Source organism: Paenibacillus sp. FSL H8-0175 (assembly GCF_045040615.1).
Taxonomy (GTDB): domain Bacteria; phylum Bacillota; class Bacilli; order Paenibacillales; family Paenibacillaceae; genus Paenibacillus_AQ; species Paenibacillus_AQ odorifer.
Map to the genome: position 1 here is coordinate 5936519 of NZ_CP150299.1, position 22788 is coordinate 5959306.

Genomic DNA, 22788 nt, shown 5'->3' on the forward strand with positions numbered 1-22788 from the left:
AAAGGCACTTTAGTTCCCTTATGTTCATATTTTCTCATAAAAAAACAGGGGGTCCAGTGATGATCCCCTGCGAATGATAAGATATCCGAATCCGAATCGACCTTTCCCCTCAAACGATCGAGGTATGCGTGAGTAATCTTTTAATAGAACGGTTAGCTTCATTTAGTACAATTTCTTTATCCACAGTCTTTAGCAAACCTCTTTCCATCACGATCTCCCCGTCGATTATCGTTGTCTCCACATCTGCCCGCGTAGCGGAATATACAATTCTAGAGATGGGATCTACGTCGTAAGAGGGGAAGGTATGAAAATTGTAGAGATTCAGGAGCACTAGATCTGCTTTTTTGCCTACCTCGATACTCCCGATCTTATCCTCCATCCCTACGGCCTTCGCCCCACCAATAGTAGCCATACGGAATACACTGCGGGCATCCATGGTTGTGGGTCCGTGATGAGGCTTTTGAATAATCGCCGCCAATCGCATCTCATTAAACATATCCAGATTGTTATTGCATGGAGCGCCATCCGCTCCCAGACTAAGAGAAACATGCTCATGAAGCATCCCTGGTGTGTCGGCAATTCCGGAGGCCAATTTCAGATTGGAACCCGGGCAATGACTTACATGCACCCCTCGATCCCGCAAAATCCGCCGCTCCTCAGCATCCAGCCACACGCAATGCGCCAGTATAAGCCGTTCATTGGCTAATCCTAGATGATCCAGATAGACGATGTTACGCATGCCAGTCATGGCCTGCACAATCTCAATTTCCCCTAAATTCTCAGACGCATGAGTATGCACCTTCACATCGTATCTTGCGGACAGATCCCGCACCTCGGTTAATAAAGGCTCTGTACAGGAAATCACAAAACGTGGAGAAAATGCATACTGAATCCGGCCGTTTCCATAACCATTCCATTTTTCCAGTAGATCGACACTTTCCTGCAAAGAAGATGCGGTATCCTCCTGCAGCGCCTCAGGCACATCTCCCCCTTTTTGATCCATCATCACCTTGCCGGACAAGGCCCGGATTCCACTTTTAGCTATAGCCTGAAACGCAAAATCCGTATGATGGACAGTCTCCATATCCACAATCGTCGTCGTGCCGCTGGTGATCAGTTCGCCAATGCCAAGCATAGCCGAATAATAAAGGGATTCTTCATCATGCGCGGCCTCTAATGGCCAGATTCGTTTGCGCAGCCAATCCATCAGCTCCAGATCGTCCCCTTTACCACGGAATAACGTCTGGCATAAATGAATATGAGTCTGAATAAAACCCGGAATTAATGTACGGTTCGTAGCATCAATGATCTGTTCGTCGCCCTGCGGGATCAGGCCAGTGCCGATTTCAACAATGAGATCATCCTTAATCCGGACATCCCCGTGTATAATTTCCTCTTGCTTGTTCATCGTAATGATTTCGGCATTTTTGATCAAAATATTTCCCATAGACCTTCTCCCCCTCATTGAGTTAATTCCAGCACAACTTCACGCTTGTAACACAAAAAGGCCACAAAAATATGCCTGAGCATATTTTCGTAGCCAGAAATTTACGGTTCCCGGTAGAGACCCTTAAACCAATTATTAAGGATATACGAAAAAAGACTATTCATTTGTAATTTGAATAGTCCAATAATAATCTAAAGACAGGTTACATGTCAATATATATGACACATAAAATTGATTTCGTTTTATTAATACTGTTTCATAAAAGTGATTCAGTATTTTATGTTATTTTAAATAACATAATTCGATTTATGATCACGATTATTCTGTTCGAAGAAAATTTCGATCACGATACCCTGTACTTTGCGTCAGATTTACTGTCAGGAAAACATAGAAAATAAGCTATCCGAGAGCTATTTCACGGCTTAAGAGACAGCCGTTTCGTTCGATTAGGTCGGCCATTTCGCACGATTAGGTCGACCATTTCGGACAGTATCTCTGCTTACTCTAACGCGTTGTGCTAAACCGCTGTGCATATAGCGCAATATGATAAACTGGTCAGAGCCCGAAAGTGTACGTCTAGCTCTATTCATCTAACTGACCTATGCCGACCCTACTGCTACTCAACTGCTACTTCTGCACTGCTTCGGCTTCTTGTATTTCTCCCCTACGCCTACTCCACTGCTTCTGCACTCCTACATTCTCCTTGCGCCCACTCCACTGCTACGTCTACTGATACTGCTTCTACTACTGCTACTACACTACTCTTATTTCTGCACTTCTACGTTCCCCTTGCGCCTATTACACTGCTACGTCTACTGCTACAACAACTACAACTACAGCTCCTACTATACTCCTACTTCTGCACCTTTACTTTCTCCCTGCGCCTACTCCACTGCTACTTCTACTGCTTCTGCTACTACTGTCCCTACACTACTTCTACTTCTGCACATCTATGTTCCCCTTGCGACTATTACACTGCTACATCTACTGCTTCTGCTACTACTACTGTCCCTACACTACTCTTATTTCTGCACTGCTACGTCTACATCTACATCTACATCTACTTCTGCTTCTGCTTCTACTGCTCTCGCTACGTCCACACCACTGGTGAGTCATAATCCTCCATACTTTCGGACCCAGATGACGCTATTTGCACATTTTTCGCTTTTTGAGCATGGTTTCGGACTCCAGTGACGCTATTCCCTCGAAACAGTTCCATATGCAGTGTGTTTTATAGCAATAGCTGCGCTGGAGTCCGATAGCATTCCAAATGTGGGGAAATTCTACGTTTAAGGTCATCTGGTTCCGTTACTGTCGAGTCATACTCAGCCGCTGATGCTTATGGACCCAGATGACGCTATTTGCACACTTATCGCCTTTTGAGCAGGGTTTCGGACTCCAATGACGCTATTTGCACATTTATCGCCTTTGGAGCAGGGTTTCGGACTCCAGTGACGCTATTCCCTCGAAACAGGTCCATATGCAGTGTGTTTTATACCAATAGCTGCGCTGGAGTCCGATAGCATCCCAAATGTGGGAAAATTCCACTTTTAAGGTCATCTGGGTCCGATAGTGTCGAGTCATACTCTGCCACTGATGCTTTCGGACCCAGATGACGCTATTTGCACACTTATCGCCTTTGGAGCAGGGTTTCGGACTCCAGTGACGCTATTCCCTCGAAACAGGTCCATATGCAGTGTGTTTTATAGTAATAGCTGCGCTGGAGTCCGATAGCATCCCAAATGTGGGAAAATTCCACGTTTAAGGTCATCTGGGTCCGTTACTATCGAGTCATACTCAACTGCTGATGCTTATGGACCCAGATGACGCTATTTGCATATTTTCGCTTATTGATCAGGGTTTCGGACTCCAATGACGCTATTTGCACATTTATCGCCTTTGAGCAAAATTTCGGACTCCATGGACCTCTGTCAAGAAAGTGGACAGTCACGCAACAGACGTTCTAGTCAATTGCTCAGCAAAACGAACTGGAGAAAGATAACCCAGCGCGCCATGCATTCGCTTGCGGTTATAGTAAAACTCAATATATTGAAAAAGTGTCTGGTAGGCTTGCTCCTTAGTTTTGAATCGCGGATTACAATAAATGAGCTCCTTTTTCAAAATGCTGTGCCACGACTCGATGCAGGCGTTATCATAACAGTTACCTCTGCGGCTCATGCTGGACTCCATGCCATACGCTTTCAACTGCTTCGTGTATTCATGAGAAGTATATTGAGAACCTCTATCGGAGTGATGTAATAGACCCTTTTCCGGTTGTTTAGCTTCGTAAGCATCTTGTAAAGCGCCCGAAATCAAGCTGGTTTCCATATGGTTCTCCAAGCGCCACCCCACGATTTCGCGCGTGCAAAGGTCCATCACACTAGCCAGGTACAAGCGCCCTCCCCGGCAAGGAATGTACGTAATGTCGGTAACCCATACTGAATTGGGTTTGCGTATTTTAAATTGCTGGTTAAGCGTATTCGGGGCAATCGGATGGTCATGATTGGAGTCAGTGGTCTGTACGCGATACGTTTTGGAGACAATGGAGCGAAGCTTCATATGTCGCATGTACACACTCACCGTGCGTTCGGTAACGGTATAACCTTCTTGATGTAACAGGCGGGTGATCTTCGGACTCCCATACCGCTTTTGATGGTCTGCAAAATGATACTGAATTCGCTTCATTATCGCAGCCTTACGAAGCATATGCGTACTGGTTTTTTCTGTCCGCCACTTGTAGTACCCGCTCCGTGACACATGTAGGGTCATGCACATCTTCTCCAAGAGAAACTCGGAGCGATGTTTTTCAATAAACTGGAATCTCAGTTCCTTGGTTTGCTGAAGATGTGCACTGCTTTTTTTACGATCGCTAATTCCTCTTCCACATCGGCAATCTTGTTATCTTTTTCTTGAAGTTGACGGCTCATTTCTTTCAACTGTGCCTCGAGTTCCCGTACTCGATCCACGCTAGCTGCCGGTTCATTCTTTAGTTCTCGATACTGGCTCATCCATTGATGCAGGGTACTTTTTGGGATGTTGAGCTCTTCCGCCAAGTCGCCCACTGTCTTTGTTTGCTCTTGAATGAACTGCACTGTCTGTTTTTTAAATTCTTCGTTATACCGTTGTCGATGTTCTCCCATGTGAACACACCTCCGTGGACTCATTATCGCCAGTCTGTTAACTACTGTCCACTTTTTATTCTAGCTTCACCAGTGACGCTATTCCCTCGAAACAGGTCCATATGTAGTGTGTTTTATACCAATAGCTGCGCTGGAGTCCGATAGCATCCCAAATGTGGGAAACTTCCACGTTTAAGGTCATCTGGGTCCGATAGTGTCGAGTCATACTCAACTGCTGATGCTTATGGACCCAGATGACGCTATTTGCACATTTATCGCCTTTTGAGCAGGGTTTCGGACTCCTGTGACGCTATTCCCTCGAAACAGGTCCATATGCAGTGTGTTTTATAGTAATAGCTGCGCTGGAGTCCGATAGCATCCCAAATGTGGGAAAATTCCACGTTTAAGGTCATCTGGGTCCGTTACTATCGAGTCATACTCAACTGCTGATGCTTATGGACCCAGATGACGCTATTTGCATATTTTCGCTTATTGATCAGGTTTCGGACCCAGCTGACGCTATTTGCACTTTTATCGCCTTTTGAGCAGGGTTTTCGTAAGCGCAAATGCGCAAATGCTACCTAATCAAACAAAGTTTTTGTTTAGAGAAAGGTGTTATTTTCACGAAAAAAGAGGATATCCCAGCAGCCATTTGATGGCTCTGAGATATCCTCCGGTTCTCTTGCTATGTTAAGCTTCCGAATTTCCGTGCTTTTCTAGAACCTTCTCGAACACCGGAAAATTAGCGGTGCGCCCCGGAAAAGTTACTTCACCCCTGCGATCATAACCTAACTTGGGATATAGGGCGAGTGCCCCAGTGTTCTTAGCATATGTATCCAGACGGATACTGGAATAACCATTCTGGCGAGCATATTCTTCTGCATAAGTGCTAAGACGGCGTGCAATTCCCTTCCCTTGCACTTCGGGATGCACAGCCAATCTATGCATAATTAAATGAGGCCCTTGCGTTTCAGTCCAGTCAATCTTCCCATACTGCTCAGATTGATGCTCGTCCAACACTAGAATGCCGGCCACCGCATTGTTCTCCTCACATACCCATAGATTGCCACGTTCAATATCAAGGGAGATGATCTCCCGGTTCGGATAATGCTCGTCCCACTGATCGCTGCCACCTGCTTGCATCACCTGTACGCATTTGGCAATCAGCTCCATAATTTCATCAATCTCATCTTTGCGTGCTCTGCGAATCTCAGTACCCATGAATCATCCCTGCCTTCATCTTAACCTCATATTATTTTCACTTTCATTATGAAGTTTATCACATCGGCAGCGCAGCAAACCAGTCCGCACGAAAACCCCAAGACCCGCTCACGGACGGAGCGGATCTTGTCATCTGTGTCTCCTAGCTGAATTCCAGCTTATGCCCGTCCTCGAAGCCCTTGGCGAAACCGGCGTCGAACCCCACGTTGTATGCTTCGGTGTAGCCCTGTTGAAAGGCGTCTGCCGGAGGCGTTTCCGGCGAAACGCCCAGCTCCGGGGGGAGCGGAATTACCTGTGGAGCAGGCGGAGCCTCGCTCACGGGTACCACAATCACCGGTGGCTGCGCAACCCTTACTTTACGAACAAGCTTGCGACGAAGTCTTCTTTTCTTGCGTAGCAATAGGCCTTTCTTTGACTTCCCATAACGAGCAGTTTTCCGGGCAAGAACTCTGCGGGATTTACGGGCTAGCCCTTTACGAACTTTTGCTTTCCGCGAGAGCAGCAATGTGCGTCTACGGGTTCTGCCTGAACGTAGCGTTCTGCGGCTTTTTTCTTCATGCTTCTACTCCTCCTGTGCTCCATGTTCTCTGGAGGTTCCTACGGCGTATGCCTTGCTCAGCCATGGCGCAGCAGGAATTCCCCGTTTAGGACGATGTAGTGAAATCCCGGACATCATCCGGCACATCGCACTCTGATACCCACTTAAAATCCTGATATTGTCGCTCAATTTGCGGGCCGTCAACTCAGATTGCTCCGTCAATTCGGCGATGCTCTCCAAGATGGCCGCCAAAGCAGCCTGACTGCGCGAAATGGAGCGAATCATCTCCAGCTTGACGGCATGTTCAGAGAGACGGTCCCCGCTCATTTGCTGTCTTCTCCAAAACTAAAGCCATCACCTGACATGTCTCCAAAACCTTCCCCGCCACCATCGTCTTCACCACTGCCCAGCACTGCTTTTAAATTGCTGTAGAGTCCGTTCTCCAGTTTGGTCAGCCCTTCGACCATCTCCACGATGACCTCGTGTATAGAGAGGGACTCCTTCAGTTGCTCACTGTGGGAATCAAAGGCTCTAGCGTGGATATGATGCTGTGCCCACTGCTTTACCTTTTCAGCTTCAACCGCCTTAGCTTCCAGAATCAACGCAACGTTCCACTGGATGGCGGCGGTGGACTCCAGCATTTGCAGATAAGCCTTTTCTCTGCTCATCTTCCGCCTCCTGCTCCTATAGCGTTACTCTTCTTCTTGACCGTTCAATTCCTTAATCACTCTGCCTACCCCATCAGCCATCGCTTCTTCCAGATCTGCAAGTGCATTCAAGTAAGCAATAATGTTCTTGTTTACCTGAGTTGAGCTTTCGATCATCCCGCTGATCCCATCAAAATCAGGCTCCGCATCTGGCAGATCGTGGACAATTTGCGACATACGGACAGCCACATGGCGCTCAGCGTCTAATATCCGCGCCATCTGTTCGTGCGTATGGGCCATGTGCTGCAGGACTTTAGTTATTTTACTCTGCACCTTCATGTCTCCTTTGCTCAAACGCCCTGCTACAGCATATGCGGCAGGAGCCGGGACGGTGCCGGGATCCTCGACAAGTTAAGGCTCTATTCGTGACTGGAATGACATAAAAATTACGTTATTGCTAAGTACATTTAAAAGGATTAAAATGTGAAATGCACAATCCTGAGTTTACCAAAGGTTGGTGGGGAATATATGAAGCTTGAAAGCAAGCGTATCGATCTAATACCTTTAACTGCCCCAGAGCTCACGCTAGCAATAGATAACTATTCGGAGCTACAGCAGCAATTAGGCTTAGCTGCCATCAGTGCGGCGCTTGATGATGAAATGCAATATGCTATGCAGATCAGGCTAAAAAAGGTGCAGCAGGACCCCGACCATTACCTATGGTTAACGAACTGGGCCATCGTTCATCGGGAAGATCAATGTATTATAGGATTCATTATCCTTAAAGGTTACCCGAATGAGAAAGGCGAGGTTATTCTAGGGTATGGGATTGATGAGAAATATAGAAGAAAAGGGTATGCAACAGAGGCACTACACACAATTAATGCATGGATCTTCTCCCATCCCCAAGCTGTCTATGTAATCGCTGACACTGAAAAAGATAATACAGCCTCCCACAAAGTATTGGAGCGTCTAGGCTCTGAGAGATACAAAGAAACTGAGGATTTAATCTGGTGGAGGATTTCTAACCCTCGAGCTCTCTGAGTAACGTGTGATTTCAAAGCCCTTGCGGCTATCTATAGCAGGATTACAACAAAAAAAGCACTGCCTTATGGCAGTGCATCTTTTAACTTTTCCCCCGCCTCGTGTAAAGACTGGAACGTCCCCGCATCACTCCACCAATCCTTAAGCACATCATAACTAAGTCTGCGATCAGCGGCGTATATATTATTTACATCGGTAATCTCCAGCTCCCCCTCTTGGAAGGCGATACCCGCCGGATGATATCAAATACAGCTTCATCGTACATATAAATACCAGTTACACAATAATTGGTCTTCGGATGCTCAGGCTTTTCTTCGATATAAGCAATCCATGCCGCATCTTGACTATCAAATACAGGTACACCGTATCTGCGCGCGTCCTCCACCGGCTTCAGCAACACCTTTGCAGTGCCCGCCGGCTGACGAAGATAACTCTCCACATAAGGCTTCAGATCATCCATAAAAAGATTATCCCCGAGCAATACAACAAATCGTTCCCCTGGGAAAATGAACCCTTCTGCTAAATCAAGCGCCTCGGCAATGCCTCCGGCAGCTTCCTGAATTTTATAGGTCAGAGATACACCAAATGCAGCACCGCTGCCTAAAAAATCCGTGTACAGGCCAGCAGACTGCTTGCTTATGACCAGAAGAATGTCGGTAATTCCTCCCCGGCGAAGCCGGTCTATGCCGTAACAGACCATAGGATATTTGCCGACCGGAAGCAAATGTTTGTTCATAAGCCGGGTCAGCGGTTGAAGTCTAGATCCTGTTCCGCCCGCCAGTATGACTCCTTTCACTTACTTTCCTCCTCTTTATCTACGTCCTTTGCCTTCGGATCTGCACTTCATATAAAATTAATAGGATCTACATTCCATTTATCTATAAAGATCTTGCGATTTCGTTCCACCAGTTCTTGCAGTCCGGTATTGTAAACTTGCTTGAAACTTGCACTTCCTTCATGGTGCACCAAGCAATCCCCGGCGATAAGCAGCCGATATCCCTTTATCCTGGCGCGATAACAATAATCATCATCTTCGTAATGTCCAGGTGAGAATCTCTCATCCAGTAGACCTACGGAAGTTAGCAGCTCTCTTTTGAATAAAAAACATAATCCTACCAGCCGTCTCGTCTCCAGCCATTTCTGGGGATTTGGAAGGTTCGCCCTCTCAGCAGCCTGATGAAAACCTATCAGACCTTCATAATCGGTCTTCACCTGTTGACGTCCACTGGCATAGTTTGTGACTGGTCCAACAATACCTACATCAGGAGCACTATATAGAGCCCTCTTCAGATTAGTTAACCATCCTTGAGACACCACTACATCGTTATTCAGCAGCAGGACTTCATCACCTGACGCTAGCTGTAGCCCCAAATTGCATGCAGTTGGAAAGCCGCGATTGTCTGGCAATGAAATAAACGTTATATGATTCGCACGGCAATAGGTGTCTGTTCCGTCCGTTGAAGCATTGTCCACTACGATAATCTCATAAGGCGGCGGAGTGTAGGCACGAATAGATTCCACACAGGCCCGCAGCAAGGGCAGCGCATTGTAGGTTGGAATAATAATACTCGTCAGCGTCATATCCGATTCCTCCAAGCGGCTACCTGTCTGCGGTACTCACGCTGTGTTTCACTACTTAGCAAACCGCCAGCTTTTCGCCGGGAAAGAACCTCATGTAGAGCCTCAGCATGATCTCCTATGATCAGTTTTTCCACAGCATTTCCAACCCCTGTATTTGCCTTGCGCAGCCGATTATGTTTAATAACATTTACCGTTCCTACCTTCTCCACCCGTAACTTTTCTAATACAGAGCGAGCTTGGGCTTTAGGTGGAACCATTAATTCACGGTAGCCTATGGTCTCAAGCGCATGCCGCGAAAGCGCATGAGGAACAGCTGTCATAGAGCTAACCCCGAGATCGTACCTATCCAGAGCATAATTCAGAAACAGTTTGCTGCGGGTGACATCATCACATAATCCAAAGGAAGGCATCAGTGAGTCTAAATCATTAAGAGCTACATCAATTCCGCGATCTACAGCCGCCGTGAATGAAACGAGCTGAGAGGCCGGAATGACCATATCTCCATCCAGAAAAAGCAATATATCCCCGCGACTCAGCTTTGCACCGATAGCCCGGCCCACATCATGTCCGACAGACTCTGGGCAGTGTACTACAATGGCTTGACGATGTTGTCTAGAAATAGGAAAAGAGTTATCACTGCAGCCATTAAGTACGACGATAATTTCTGCAGGTTCAAGCCGTGCAACCTGATGCAGCAGACGTGACAAGGTCTGCTCCTCATTACGCGCGGAGATAATGACTGACAAAGTCCCGCGTAACTTCGGTAATTTCAGAGTCTCCTTGCCTGCCTTCGATTGCCGAGACAGAAGCGGGCGAGCAGCAGCGTTGGCTTTTACAGAGCGATTGGCTGACCTGTGACGGATTGGGCGTTTCTTTGCCGTTCGAGCTGCTGTGCCTCGTAAAGTTGCAACCATCATCTCACCATCTCTCTGCGCCGGGCTCCGTCGCCAAAGCCCGCTCTGTTCCCCCGATGTTCCAGCAAGAGGGATACAGCCTCCATATGATCCGCTGTAATTAACTGCTGCAATGGATCTATGCCGTCTTCCTTGCGCCTCACCGCATTTAACTTCCCTACAGGTACTTTGTGAGCGGCTACCACTTGCAGTCCACTAAGAATTGCCTGGGCATGCGCCAGTGGAGGACGTGATAATGAATCGCACCCTAGAATATCAAGTGCTCTGCGGCTGATTGCGTGCGGAACTGCCGTCATCGAACATCCCTTCAGATCTGGACGGCCAAGCAGAATATTCAGTGCATGTTTAGACAGCACCACCGGATGGGGGGACAGCTTCCGGACCGGACCGGAATAATCATTAAGCGCTATGTCCACTCCACCACTAACAGCAGTGACGTAAGGACGCAGCCCCGAAGCAGGTATCACCAAATCTCCATCTGTAAACAATAGGATTTCTCCCTTAGCTGCCTCAGCTCCCACACTACGGCCAGCGTCGTGTCCAAGCGGCAACTCATAGGAAATAACACGCGCACCTAGCGATTGTGCAATCCCTGCCGTTTGATCAGTGGATCCATTCACGACCACAATTACCTCGCAGCGCGGATGGACCCCTCTGGCTCCAGATATCACTCCCGCAATGGTCTGAGCTTCATTCATGGCTGGAATAATAACCGAAACATAGGGATTAGGATGGTTAACTATAGGGACTACAGCGACTTGCCGCACTGGGCGTGAAGTCCGCCGCTTCATCCGAGAGACCCGCCGCCCTGTGCGGCGGGCAGAAGTTCGTTTGGGCTTCATGCTCATCCACCTTCCTTACAGAGCCAATTCTTCAGGCTGAGGGTTACATCACAGTTTATGTACTACAACGCACAGGGTAACGGCAATTGTCTCCTGTCGTTCTGAAAACAGGACAAATGTACTCCCCACCAAACTTCGGCTTAGATACATTGCGCATAGCCAGCTGCCGCGGACACAACCTGCGGCGGTAACGAACGCAGTAACGCAACAGGGGGATTAGGTTAGGACGCTATCGGACACAGCCGAATCCGCATCAGGTAATTGTACTTTAGCGCTATCGGACACAACCGAATCCACAACGGATGATTATACTTTTGCACTATCGGACACAACCGAATCTGCAGCGGATGATTATACTTTTGCACTATCGGACACAACCGAATCCACAGCGGATGATTATACTTCAGCGCTATCGGACACAGTTGCTCCTATTCGCCGCATTATCACACTTTTAGGTTATTAACGGACTCCATAGCAGCTATTGGCATGAAAAGAACCCAATAAGGCTCTTTTTCTATACAATAGCGTCACTAGTGAAGCTAGAATAAAAAGTGGACAGTAGTTAACAGACTGGCGATAATGAGTCCACGGAGGTGTGTTCACATGGGAGAACATCGACAACGGTATAACGAAGAATTTAAAAAACAGACAGTGCAGTTCATTCAAGAGCAAACAAAGACAGTGGGCGACTTGGCGGAAGAGCTCAACATCCCAAAAAGTACCCTGCATCAATGGATGAGCCAGTATCGAGAACTAAAGAATGAACCGGCAGCTAGCGTGGATCGAGTACGGGAACTCGAGGCACAGTTGAAGGAGATGCGTCGGCAACTTCAAGAAAAAGATAACAAGATTGCCGATGTGGAAGAGGAATTAGCGATCGTAAAAAAAGCAGTGCACATCTTCAGCAAACCAAGGAACTGAGATTCCAGTTTATTGAAAAACATCGCTCCGAGTTTCTCTTGGAGAAGATGTGCATGACCCTACATGTGTCACGGAGCGGGTACTACAAGTGGCGGACAGAAAAAACCATTACGCATATGCTTCGTAAGGCTGCGATAATGAAGCGAATTCAGTATCATTTTGCAGACCATCAAAAGCGGTATGGGAGTCCGAAGATCACCCGCCTGTTACATCAAGAAGGTTATACCGTTACCGAACGCACGGTGAGTGTGTACATGCGACATATGAAGCTTCGCTCCATTGTCTCCAAAACGTATCGCGTACAGACCACCGACTCCAATCATGACCATCCGATTGCCCCGAATACGCTGAACCAGCAATTTAAAATACTCAAACCCAATTCAGTATGGGTTACCGACATTACTTACATTCCTTGCCGGGGAGGGCGCTTGTACCTGGCAAGTGTGATGGACCTTTGCACGCGCGAAATCGTGGGGTGGCGCTTGGAGAACCATATGGAAACTAGCTTGATTTCGGGCGCTTTACAAGATGCTTACGAAGCTAAACAACCGGAAAAGGGTCTATTACATCACTCCGATAGAGGTTCTCAATATACTTCTCATGAATACACGAAGCAGTTGAAAGCGTATGGCATGGAGTCCAGCATGAGCCGCAGAGGTAACTGTTATGATAACGCCTGTATCGAGTCGTGGCACAGCATTTTGAAAAAGGAGCTCATTTATTGTAATCCGCGATTCAAAACTAAGGAGCAAGCCTACCAGACACTTTTTCAATATATTGAATTTTACTATAACCGCAAGCGAATGCATGGCGCGCTGGGGTATCTTTCTCCAGTTCGTTTTGCTGAGCAATTGACTAGAATGTCTGTTGCGTGACTGTCCACTTTCTTGACAGAGGTCCACTAGAGTCCGAAACCAGCCTCAAAAAACGATAAATCTGCAAATAACGCCATCTGGGTCCGTAGTGGCAGCGGATGTTAGACTACCAGGCTATCGGACAGATCCGCAGCCACAGCGAATAATTAGAACCCGGCGATGCTGACAAGTACCGTTCCCCACCAAAAAAACAGAGCAGCGATCTCCAATAAGGAGATTCGCTGCTCTGCTGTTTTTAAGAGGAATTGCTTAAGGTTCAATCAAATACGCGATCATCCGCTGCCGGTTTAGCTAAAGGAGCGCCTATAGCAATCCAAGAGATGACCCCATAGAAATGCGGAGTTTCGCGCAACCGCACCACTTGAATCACTGCTTCTCCATTGGCTCTGCTCTTTAAGGAAGCATAGAAGTAAGGCTGATTGGTCATGGCAACAAGCACATAACCCGTATGCCCAAAGCTCTCATCAAACGATACGGTCACCTCTACACTCTCAGCATCCCCATTGAACATAAATGCTGTCATTCCAAACTGCTGTAGTGCTTCTCGCTTCCCAGCTGTCTGAATCGGACTGAAGGACAGATGATCTGTATTTACAGAGTTCGGTGCCAGATGAGTCCCGTTTACTGCACCTGGGGAAATATGATATTCCTGAACACTTTCTTCTTCCAGATGGCGGGCTTGAATCGCAAACGAAGAGATTTTGGATGCTACTACCGCTTCATCCTGAAGCTCTGTTGTCCCTACTGCACCTTCTGTCAGATGAGCGGACTCGATACTGCCTTCCTTCAGCTTAGCTCCGTTGATACTGCCATCCGGGAGCAGGGCTGAGCTGCGTGTTTCATCTGCAAGATGTTCTAATTTGATGATGCCAGGCTGCAAATGCCGATCTGCCACGATCTTGTCAGCAAGATGCTCTCCGTAAACACTCCATGGTTGTAAATGTGAAGAACTCACGGAGCCTTCAGCGAGTTTTTCTTCCGTAATGCTGCCATCCGGCAACAAATCCGCACTGCGTACCTCTTCTGCCAAATGCTTCAGCGTGATGCTGTCCGATCGAATATGGCGGCCATCCACCGCATCCCCGGCCAAATGACCTCCAGAGACGCTGCCTTGGGCCAAATGGAAAGACTGGATCGTCCCGACTTCAATCTTCTCCCCTGTAATACTGCCTTCCGGCAATAAATCAGCGCTGCGCACTTCTTCTGCCAAATGATTCAGAGTAATGCTTCCAGCACGGATATGGCGGCTATCTACCGCATTCCCCCCTAAGTGTCCCCCATAGACACTGCCAGGAGCCAAATGGTAGGCAGTAATAGATCCACCCTCCAACTTTTTACCGGTAATGCTGCCATCCGGCAGTAACTCGGAGCTGCGTACCTCTTCCGCTAGATGTGCTAGCTTGATCTCACCTTTTCCAATATGGAGACCTTCTACTGCAGACGGACTCAGATGAGTTCTATCCACACTGCCAGGCACTAGATGAATTGCTTCTACGGAGGCTTCCGCCAGCTTCTCCCCGGTAATGCTTCCGTCTGGCAGCAGCTCGGAGCTGCGTACCTCATCCGCCAGATGCGCTAGCTTGATCTCACCTTTTCCAATATGGCGTCCTTCTATTGCAGACGGACTCAGATGAGTTCCCTCCACGCTTTCAGGTACAAGGTGATTTGAATTTATGGATGCTTCCGCCAGTTTCTCCCCAGTAATGCTACCGTCTGGCAGCAAATTGGAGCTGCGTGTTTCTTCGGCCAAATGAGCCAGCGTGATCTCACCATATCGGATATGACGTCCTTCTATCGTGTCCGGACTCAAATGACTGCCATCTACGCTTCCAGGCACCAGATGATTAGAATTTACGGATTCTTCCGCCAACTTCTCCCGAGTGATGCTACCGTCTGGCAGCAAGTCAGCGCTACGTGTTTCTTCGGCCAGATGAGCTAACGTAATCTCACCTTTTCCAATATGGCGTCCTTCGACAGAACCTGAGCTTAGATGAACGCCTTCCACACTGCCAGGTACTAGATGATTTGAATTTATGGAAGCATGTGCCAGCTTTACTCCAGAAATACTACCGTCTGGCAGCAATTTAGAGCTGCGTGTTTCTTTTGCCAAATGAGCCAGCGTGATCTCACCGTATCGGATATGACGTCCTTCAACTGTGTCTGGGCCTAAATGGCTGCCATCCACACTGCCAGGCACTAGATGTATAGAACTTACGGATTCTTCCGCCAGCTTCTCTCTAGTAATGCTACCGTCTGGCAGCAGATCAGCGCTTCGGGTTTCATCGGCGAGATGAGCTAGGGTAATCTCACCTTTTCCAATATGACGTCCTTCGACGGAACCTGAACTCAGATGTCCGCCTTCCACACTTCCAAACACTAAATGAATAGAATCCACAGATGCTCCCGCCAGCTTCTTCCCGGTAATACTGCCTTCAGGCAGCAAGTCGGAGGTATATGCATCTGCAGCCAGATGAGCAAGCGTGACCTCACCCGGTAGGATATGTCGACCTTCTACAGAACCCGAGTTCAAATGGCTTCCGTTCACACTTCCAGGCAGGAGATGGTTGGAATCTACCGATCCTTCTGCCAGCTTCTCCCCAGTTATGCAGCCGTCTGGCAGCAACTCAGAGCTACGTACCTCTTCCGCCAGATGAGCCAGCGTGATCTCACCCGGTAGGATATGACGGCCTTCAATGGTATCGATACACAGATGGCTGCCGTCTACACTACCAGGTGAAAGATGCTGAGAATCCACGGCACCTTTTACCAGCTTAGAGCTATTAATACTGCCCTCTTGGATTTGAACTGCAGAAATAGAATTCGGAAGGATATGACCATTCCCGATAGACAACGGCCGGATATGCGCCCCACTGACACTGCCGGGATTCAAATGTCTACTTTGAACAGCACTTTCGCTTATGGTTTTCGAACTCACAGCATTTACCGACAAATGCTCCGCTTGAACTGCTGACGCCGCCAGTTTACTGGATTCTATGCTGCCGTCTGCAAGCTTAGCCGAAGTGACTGCTAAATCACTGATTTTATCCGTTGAGACACTTTCCGGTGAAAGCTTCAACGAGGTTACTGCATGATCGGCCAGATGATGAGGCTGCACGGCTCCTGCTGCCAGGTGAATTTCTCTCACCGCAGCGGAAGCCAGCTTATCTCCTGAAACTGAGCCCGATTGAATCGCAGCGGAAGTCACACTATTTTCACCAAGATGTCTTCGTTCCACGGCTCCCGTGGCCAAATGATCCTTATTTACCACAGCATCCTGCAATACACGGCCGCTCACACTGGCATCCGCCAGATGCTTTTCCTCCACTGTACAAAAAGCGATATGTTCACCACTGACTACTTCACGCGCAATCGTGCTGCCAATCACTGCACCCGCTGCCAGCTTAGCTGCATTTACACTTCCATCTGCCAACTTGGCTGAAGTAACGCTCTGTGCACGTAGATGCTCCCCACCCACAGATTCTGAAGCCAGCTGTTCTCCAGTCACAGCACCGGAAGATAAATGTTGAGTCTGAATAGCTTCTTCCTTGAGCTGCTCCGAGCCGACCGCTTCCGCAGCTATATGCGAATGATTCACTGCTTCGCGTTCCAGATGAATAGAAGTTATGGCTTGCATAGCAATTTGCGGTCCGCGAATGGCGGATTTAGCAATATGTCTTGTGGTCACTGCTTCGTCTGCCAGCTTATGTGGGAGAATGCTTTGGTCAGCAATTTTGGACGAGGTTACCGCTTGCTCCACTAACTGTGCAGTCCCTACTGCACCCTCAGCCAGCTTTAAAAAAGAGATGCTGCGGTCAGCCAAATGCCGACTCGATATTTCGCCATCACCGATATGATTACCATTCACACTTTCTGGGCTTAAATGGATGCTTCTCACGACATCTGCACCAAGTTGCTTGGAGCCTATGGCTCCATCAGCTAAATGTCCGCCTTCGATAATACCCGTCTGCAGCTGTTCCTTACCGATCAATTTGCTGGCAAGCTGATCAGAACCAATCGCTCCCGGGGCCAGATGTCTGGCGGTTATCAAAGCGTCGCTAAGATGGCGGCCTTCAATGACAGCATCCGCTAGCTTTGAGCTGCTGATTTCACCATCAGCTATTTTATCGCCAGATACCGCTGCATCGGCCAGCTTGGAACGGTCAACACTGCCGTTTGCTAGGTGGCGGCTTGTGATGCTGCTGCTTCCTATTTTGTCACTAGTAACGGCTCCATCTTCCAGTAAATCCGCAGTAATAATCAAATCGCTTAAATGGCGGCTCTCAATAGCTTTATCTGCAATTTGAGCGCCGCCTATAATCCGATCAGCCAGCTTCTCTGGACTAATACTGCCATTTTTCAGCTTCTCTCCACTGATCGAATGATCCAGCAGCTTACCGCCACTAACGCTTCCTTCTGCTAAATGCTCGCCCACTATCGATTCTGGTGCGATTTTTGCAGAAGTGACTGCCTTGTCCGCGATATTGATACTCTGTACAGCGTAATCTTGCAGCCAAGGTGTACCAATAATGCCGAACTTTAGCTTAGAACCGTCAATGGTACGTGGAGCGATTTTGGCTCCGGTCACCGCTGCATCCGAAAGATCATCTGTATAAACGGGCTGAAAACGTTCTTTCTCTGGAGGAGCGAACCATACGGTTTCAGGAAGATTATCCGCCTGTTTCTGAAGCTGCGCTTCCTCTATAAGCTCCGGCTCCAATTGTAGAACTGGAGCAGAAGTTGGCTCCTCTAGAACGACTTCAGCTATTGCTCCCCCACTTACCTGAACTTCCGCGATCTCTGCTTCACTGACTCCGTCACTGTTATTCCCCGAGCTTCTAGAGCTGCTTTTGGTATCCAGCATACTCAGTTCCTCTTTATTGGGATTATCTACAAAATAGAGTCGTTTCTGTGGACTGCGCGGCTGCTTTTTTTTGGAACCCCTCACAAGCAGTCTCCTCCTTCCATCTAATGTTTCTCCTAGGCATCATATGCAGCGGTATGGGCTTATGACACCCTTTTGCGATGAGGCCTTCATAAGATTATGTATAAAAAAAGGCATCTGCCTTCGCGCATTCGTCCACCCTGACACGCGGGTACAAACATACTATGACAAGAGTAGAAAAAGCAGGGATCATGTAACCGATGAAACAGGAGGAACAAACATGGGGCATAAGCTCGTTGGAATATTACTAAATGCCGATATGCACCGGGGCGTTCCCCGGCTAAAAACAGGACAGGAGTCTCTATCCAACTATGAAGAGGCCGCGGCGGCATACGGTTTAGTCCCTTGCTTCCTGAAGCTCGCGGACATCGATACGGACACAGGCTTTAGTGCCGCCTATATAAAGGGAGCTAATGGATATAAAAGCGTAGTTGTTCCTACGCCTGCTGTTATCCATAACCGGGCAATATACAGCAAAAACAGCCCGGGGATGCAGCGTCTGCTGAAGCACTATCCCCTGATTTTCAATACATGTAATCGATACGGCAAAGATGAGATCCATCAGCTGCTTGAAAAAAATACGGAGCTTCGCGAATATTTACCCGTAACAACGAGAGTCTCAGGCCTAAAAGAAATGATGAATCTTTATCCCGATCTCATTCTTAAACCTTGCCGTGGAAGTATAGGGAATGGGGTCATGCGGCTGGTCCGCAAGGGAGCTCAGCGTTGGACCTTGAGCTACCTCTCCCCTTCGATGCAGCGCTGGAGAAGTATTCCCGTTAATCCGGCGGCGTTGCCACAAGCGCTCCGCGCACGCCTAACCTCCGTGCCTTATCTTGTACAAGAACGTATTTCCCTTGCTGAGATTGGAGGACGTCCCTTTGATCTACGCGTCACCGTTCAGCGCGGCTGGGGAGGAGATTGGCAGGTCACTGGGCTCTTCGCCAAACTGGCTGCCCCAGGGGGCTTTGTCTCCAATATAGCCCGCGGAGGAGAAGCGTTAAGCTCCTCCCTGGCGCTCGAAAAAGCCTTTTCAAGATCCACAGCGGCCCACATCCGTATGTCTGTCGAAATACTTAGCCTTGCAATCGCGCGGTGTCTGGAGCAACACCTTCCCGGACTGGCCGATATCGGACTGGATATAGGCATTACTAAGGACGGACGACTCTTCTTCATAGAATGTAACGGTCGCGACCAACGCTACGGATTTCATAAAGCCGGCCTTACGGAAATTTGGAAAGACAGCTATCGCAGACCTATGGGATATGCGCGTTTTTTAATAGAAACGAACAGTACGGTATATAACAGTTATTGATTTGTCTCCTATTCTATGTCAATATAATGCAGAGCAGAGACGACCCGTATACAACCGTACTGCTGCATTATGGAAGGGAGATGGGCATGGTAAAACAATTGCTACGGCTGATGACCGAGCTATCCTCACACCGGTGGCTTTCACGGTTAATGGGATCTTTTTCTCATAGTAGAATCAGCCGTTTTCTTATCCCGGCATTTATTAAGACTTATCAAATCCCCTCCGCTCAAGCGGAGAAAAATCCTGGAGAATATCTCACTCTTAATGAGTTTTTCAGCCGCCGGCTGAAGCCGGGCATGCGGCCTATTGCAACCGACGCTGACGCTTTGGTTAGTCCCGTAGACGCAACGATTACTGCTATGGGTGACATTAACGCCGGTACGATTATGAATGTAAAAGGGCAGGATTATAAGATCGAGGATCTCCTTAATCACTCCCCGCATCTGGAGCTGTACAAGAAGGGTTTTTTCTTCGTTCTTTATTTGAGTCCTACCGATTATCACCGGATTCACTCTCCCCTTACCGGACAAAAGGTGGAGAGCGATTATATTCGCGGACGGGCCTATCCTGTCAACGATTTCGGAATGCGACATATGAAGGGTGTCCTGAACCGCAACGAACGTCTCATTACGTATATTGCCGGGAGTCACGGAGAAACCGCGGTAGTAAAGGTAGGCGCAATGAACGTCAGCAGTATTCGTTATACGGATGATACCGCTGCCGAGTGGCAAATAGGCGATGATCTGGCTTATTTTGAGTTTGGCTCCACCGTAGTGCTGCTCACGGAAAGCGGTACCTTTACCCCGAGACCCAAGCTTGAGGTCAACTCAAAGGTAAAAATGGGCGAACTACTGGGAATGTTGCATCGACCTTTGTAGGGAGATTTAGGCGAATTCCCAGAAAAATTAGAGGGTGCCTCAAAAGCCATGAAATGGCTGCTGGGGTGCCCTCTAATTTTTGGGACTTAGTGTGGAGCACAGTTGCGGACGCGAACGCTCTAGCTATCGTTAGCTATCGTTAGCTATCGTATACCTATCGTCTAGCCGTCGTGTACCTATCGTTAGCTATCGAATACCTATCGTTAGCTATCGGACCCAGCTGACCTTATACGCGGATTTTTGACATATTTGCGATTCTATCGGACTCCACCGCAGCTATTGGCATGAAAAACGCCTTATTAGAGTCGATTCTTAGGCAATAGCGACACTGGAGTCCGAAACTCCGCTCAAATGGCGATAAATGGGCAAATAGCGGCGGCTGAGTCCGTAAGCATTTGCAGAGCGTTGGTGGAGGTTGGTCTAGCGTTAGTTGAGGGCTAGTCGAGAGCTGGAGGAAGGTGGTCGAGCGTTAGTTGAGGGCTGGTCAAGAGTTGGTCGAGAATCAACGGAAAGTTGGTGAAAGGTTAGCCTCAGCGCTATCGGACCCAGATGACCTTATACGCGGCTTTTTCACACATTTGTAATTCTATCGGACTCCACCGCAGCTATTGGCATGAAAAACGCCATAATAGAATCGATTCTTGGGCAATAGCGACGCTGGAGTCCGAAACTCCGCTCAAATGGCGATAAATGGGCAAATAGCGGCGGCTGAGTCCGTAAGCATTTGCAGAGCGTTGGTGGAGGTTGGTCGAGTGTTAGTGTAGGCTAGTCGAGTGTTAGTTGAGGGCTGGTTGAGGGCTGGTGGAAGGTGTGCGCTCGCCGCTATCGGACCCAGCTGACCTTATACGCGGATTTTTGACACATTTGCGATTCTATCGGACTCCACCGCAGCTATTGGCATGAAAAACACCCTATTTGCGCTAGATCTTAGGCAATAGCAGCGCTGGAGTCCGAAAATCCGCTCAAATGGCGATAAATGGGCAAATAGCGGCTGCTGAGTCCGTAAGCATTTGCAGAGCGTTGGTGGAGGTTGGTCGAAAGTTAGTTAAGGGCTGGCCGAGAGTAAATTGAGGGCTAGTCGAGCGTTAGTTAAGGACTAGTCGAGCGTTAGTGGAGGGCTAGTCGAGCGTTAGTTAAGGACTAGTCGAGCGTTAGTGGAGGGCTAGTCGAGCGTTAGTTGAGGGCTGGTCGAGCGTTAGTGGAGGGCTGGTCGAGCGTTGGTCGAGAATCAACGGAAAGTTGGTGAAAGGTTAGCATTCAACGCCATCGGACCCAACTGACCTTAAACGCGCCATTTTCGCACATTTAATTGGTCACAAACACACTAATAACAAAAAGGACAGCCCCAAGGCTGTCCTTTTATCTTTTCATGTAACCCACCTATTACACCTGTTGCGCCTATTTAACCTACTACACCTGTTATGCTTATTCAACCTGCTACGCCCTAATATGCTTATTACACCTAATACGCCTGTTACGCTTATATAACCTATTACACCTGTTGCGCTTATTTAACCTTTACGCCCCGTTTTGCTTATTACTGTACACCCGTCATACTCAATACACCTGCTACGCCTATACGCTTATTACACGCCAATTACACATGTCCCTGCTTAGCAACATCAAGCGCCTTGGCCGCTACCTGTTCCGGATCGCCTAGATAAAAGCGACTGATAGGATTCATGTCCTCATCCAGTTTGTACACGAGTGGTACTCCAGTAGGGATATTGAGCTCCAGTAATGCCGCTTCATCAATATCCTCCATAAATTTAATCAATGCACGCAGCGTATTGCCGTGGGCTGAGATAAGCACCCGTTCTTTTTTACGCAAAAGAGGTACGATCCGGTTTCCCCAGAAATCGCCTACACGATGTACAGTGTCCTCCAGGCTCTCTCCACGCGGGATATCTCCCGGACGAACACTGCTGTAGCGAATATCGTTTCTGGCATATCTAGGATCATCAAGCTCCAGCAACGGGGGTCTCACCGATAAACTCCGCCGCCAGATATGCAGCTGCTCATCTCCATATTTTAGTGCTGTCTCGCTTTTACTTAATCCCTGCAATGCCCCGTAATGGCGTTCATTCAATTTCCAAGACTTTTGCACGGGAATCCACAGCAAATCCATCTCATCCAGTACATAGTTAAGAGTTTTAATCGAGCGTCTGAGTACCGAAGCAAAAGCCAGATCAAATGTATACCCAGCGTCCTTCAACAGCTTACCAGCAGTCTTTGCCTCTTGGATACCCTTCTCAGTTAAATCCGGGTCACTCCAGCCTGTGAACAAATTCTGTACATTGTACTGGCTCTCACCATGACGTATAAGTACGATTTCGTACATTTTCTCTCTCTCCTTCCAACTATGAACCTTATATATTCTACCGACGAACAACATTATGCGAAACGTATCGCAGAAAGCTCTCACCTTAGTAATAACCCAATCGTAGAAATAAATATCTACCGCTACCTCATAGTTAGGCCAATTAAACATCCTCAAAGGTACG

17 protein-coding genes, 1 pseudogene and 1 riboswitch are annotated in these 22788 nt (G+C 48.1%); of the genes and pseudogenes, 5 read left to right on the forward strand and 13 right to left on the reverse strand.

The window, feature by feature from the left end; genetic code table 11:
- Positions 1–109 precede the first annotated feature (109 nt).
- The 7 genes from MHH46_RS26315 to MHH46_RS26345 form a co-directional block, all read right to left on the reverse strand.
- Complete coding sequence (locus tag MHH46_RS26315; RefSeq protein WP_076130441.1) at positions 110–1447, reverse strand: 5'-deoxyadenosine deaminase; 1338 nt, start codon at positions 1445–1447, stop codon at positions 110–112.
- Positions 1448–1517: 70 nt separating this feature from the next.
- Positions 1518–1616, reverse strand: a riboswitch (purine riboswitch).
- Between the two features lie 1778 nt (positions 1617–3394).
- Positions 3395–4321 carry an IS3 family transposase gene (locus tag MHH46_RS26320; protein WP_143762804.1) on the reverse strand — a complete coding sequence of 309 codons (927 nt, stop codon included), beginning with the start codon at positions 4319–4321 and terminating at the stop codon, positions 3395–3397.
- Positions 4270–4587 carry a transposase gene (locus MHH46_RS26325; RefSeq protein WP_036683594.1) on the reverse strand — a complete coding sequence of 106 codons (318 nt, stop codon included), beginning with the start codon at positions 4585–4587 and terminating at the stop codon, positions 4270–4272. The genes MHH46_RS26320 and MHH46_RS26325 overlap by 52 nt, the downstream gene beginning before the upstream one ends.
- Positions 4588–5256: 669 nt before the next feature.
- Positions 5257–5787 (reverse strand): GNAT family N-acetyltransferase, encoded by a 531-nt coding sequence (locus MHH46_RS26330; RefSeq protein ID WP_076179672.1) that lies wholly within the window; start codon positions 5785–5787, stop codon positions 5257–5259.
- 562 nt (positions 5788–6349) lie between these two features.
- Positions 6350–6652 (reverse strand): hypothetical protein, encoded by a 303-nt coding sequence (locus tag MHH46_RS26335; protein ID WP_051491084.1) that lies wholly within the window; start codon positions 6650–6652, stop codon positions 6350–6352.
- The gene (locus MHH46_RS26340; RefSeq protein WP_036679724.1) at positions 6649–6993 is read right to left on the reverse strand and encodes a hypothetical protein; all 345 of its coding nucleotides are present in this window, start codon (positions 6991–6993) and stop codon (positions 6649–6651) included. Before MHH46_RS26340 ends, MHH46_RS26335 begins: the two co-directional genes overlap by 4 nt.
- Before the next feature lie 24 nt (positions 6994–7017).
- Positions 7018–7305: a hypothetical protein gene (locus MHH46_RS26345; RefSeq protein ID WP_036679726.1), complete on the reverse strand. Its 288-nt coding sequence runs from the start codon at positions 7303–7305 to the stop codon at positions 7018–7020.
- Between the two features lie 195 nt (positions 7306–7500).
- On the opposite strand from MHH46_RS26345, the gene MHH46_RS26350 reads away from it, so the two are divergent.
- Positions 7501–8016: a GNAT family N-acetyltransferase gene (locus tag MHH46_RS26350; RefSeq protein ID WP_076195275.1), complete on the forward strand. Its 516-nt coding sequence runs from the start codon at positions 7501–7503 to the stop codon at positions 8014–8016.
- Between the two features lie 65 nt (positions 8017–8081).
- Here MHH46_RS26350 and MHH46_RS26355 read toward each other — a convergent pair.
- The 4 genes and pseudogenes from MHH46_RS26355 to MHH46_RS26370 form a co-directional block, all read right to left on the reverse strand.
- Positions 8082–8812: pseudogene (locus MHH46_RS26355) on the reverse strand (sugar phosphate nucleotidyltransferase).
- A 47-nt stretch (positions 8813–8859) separates the two neighbouring features.
- Positions 8860–9597 (reverse strand): glycosyltransferase family 2 protein, encoded by a 738-nt coding sequence (locus tag MHH46_RS26360; protein WP_076142551.1) that lies wholly within the window; start codon positions 9595–9597, stop codon positions 8860–8862.
- Entirely contained in the window at positions 9594–10514 is a 921-nt protein-coding gene (locus tag MHH46_RS26365; RefSeq protein ID WP_111505479.1) for a glycosyltransferase, read from the reverse strand. Before MHH46_RS26365 ends, MHH46_RS26360 begins: the two co-directional genes overlap by 4 nt.
- Positions 10511–11353, reverse strand: a complete 843-nt coding sequence (locus MHH46_RS26370; RefSeq protein WP_256717266.1) for a glycosyltransferase — start codon at positions 11351–11353, stop codon at positions 10511–10513. Before MHH46_RS26370 ends, MHH46_RS26365 begins: the two co-directional genes overlap by 4 nt.
- A gap of 603 nt (positions 11354–11956) precedes the next feature.
- Here MHH46_RS26370 and MHH46_RS26375 point away from each other — a divergent pair.
- Together MHH46_RS26375 and MHH46_RS26380 are read left to right on the forward strand one after the other, a co-directional pair.
- On the forward strand, positions 11957–12274 hold the full coding sequence (locus tag MHH46_RS26375) for a transposase (RefSeq protein ID WP_076305695.1): 318 nt from the start codon (positions 11957–11959) through the stop codon (positions 12272–12274).
- Between the two features lie 11 nt (positions 12275–12285).
- Positions 12286–13149 (forward strand): IS3 family transposase, encoded by an 864-nt coding sequence (locus MHH46_RS26380; RefSeq protein ID WP_405132631.1) that lies wholly within the window; start codon positions 12286–12288, stop codon positions 13147–13149.
- A 256-nt stretch (positions 13150–13405) separates the two neighbouring features.
- Here the strand turns inward: MHH46_RS26380 and MHH46_RS26385 are convergent, their stop codons facing one another.
- The gene (locus MHH46_RS26385) at positions 13406–18094 is read right to left on the reverse strand and encodes a WIAG-tail domain (protein WP_076195255.1); all 4689 of its coding nucleotides are present in this window, start codon (positions 18092–18094) and stop codon (positions 13406–13408) included.
- Between the two features lie 217 nt (positions 18095–18311).
- Between MHH46_RS26385 and MHH46_RS26390 the strand changes: the two genes are divergently transcribed.
- Positions 18312–19406 (forward strand): YheC/YheD family protein, encoded by a 1095-nt coding sequence (locus MHH46_RS26390; RefSeq protein ID WP_076195253.1) that lies wholly within the window; start codon positions 18312–18314, stop codon positions 19404–19406.
- 86 nt (positions 19407–19492) lie between these two features.
- The gene (gene asd, locus MHH46_RS26395; protein ID WP_076195251.1) at positions 19493–20284 is read left to right on the forward strand and encodes an archaetidylserine decarboxylase; all 792 of its coding nucleotides are present in this window, start codon (positions 19493–19495) and stop codon (positions 20282–20284) included.
- A 1597-nt stretch (positions 20285–21881) separates the two neighbouring features.
- On the opposite strand, the gene gpmA is transcribed toward asd, so the two are convergent.
- Entirely contained in the window at positions 21882–22625 is a 744-nt protein-coding gene (gene gpmA, locus MHH46_RS26400) for a 2,3-diphosphoglycerate-dependent phosphoglycerate mutase (RefSeq protein ID WP_076141983.1), read from the reverse strand.
- Between the last annotated feature and the right edge of the window lie 163 nt (positions 22626–22788).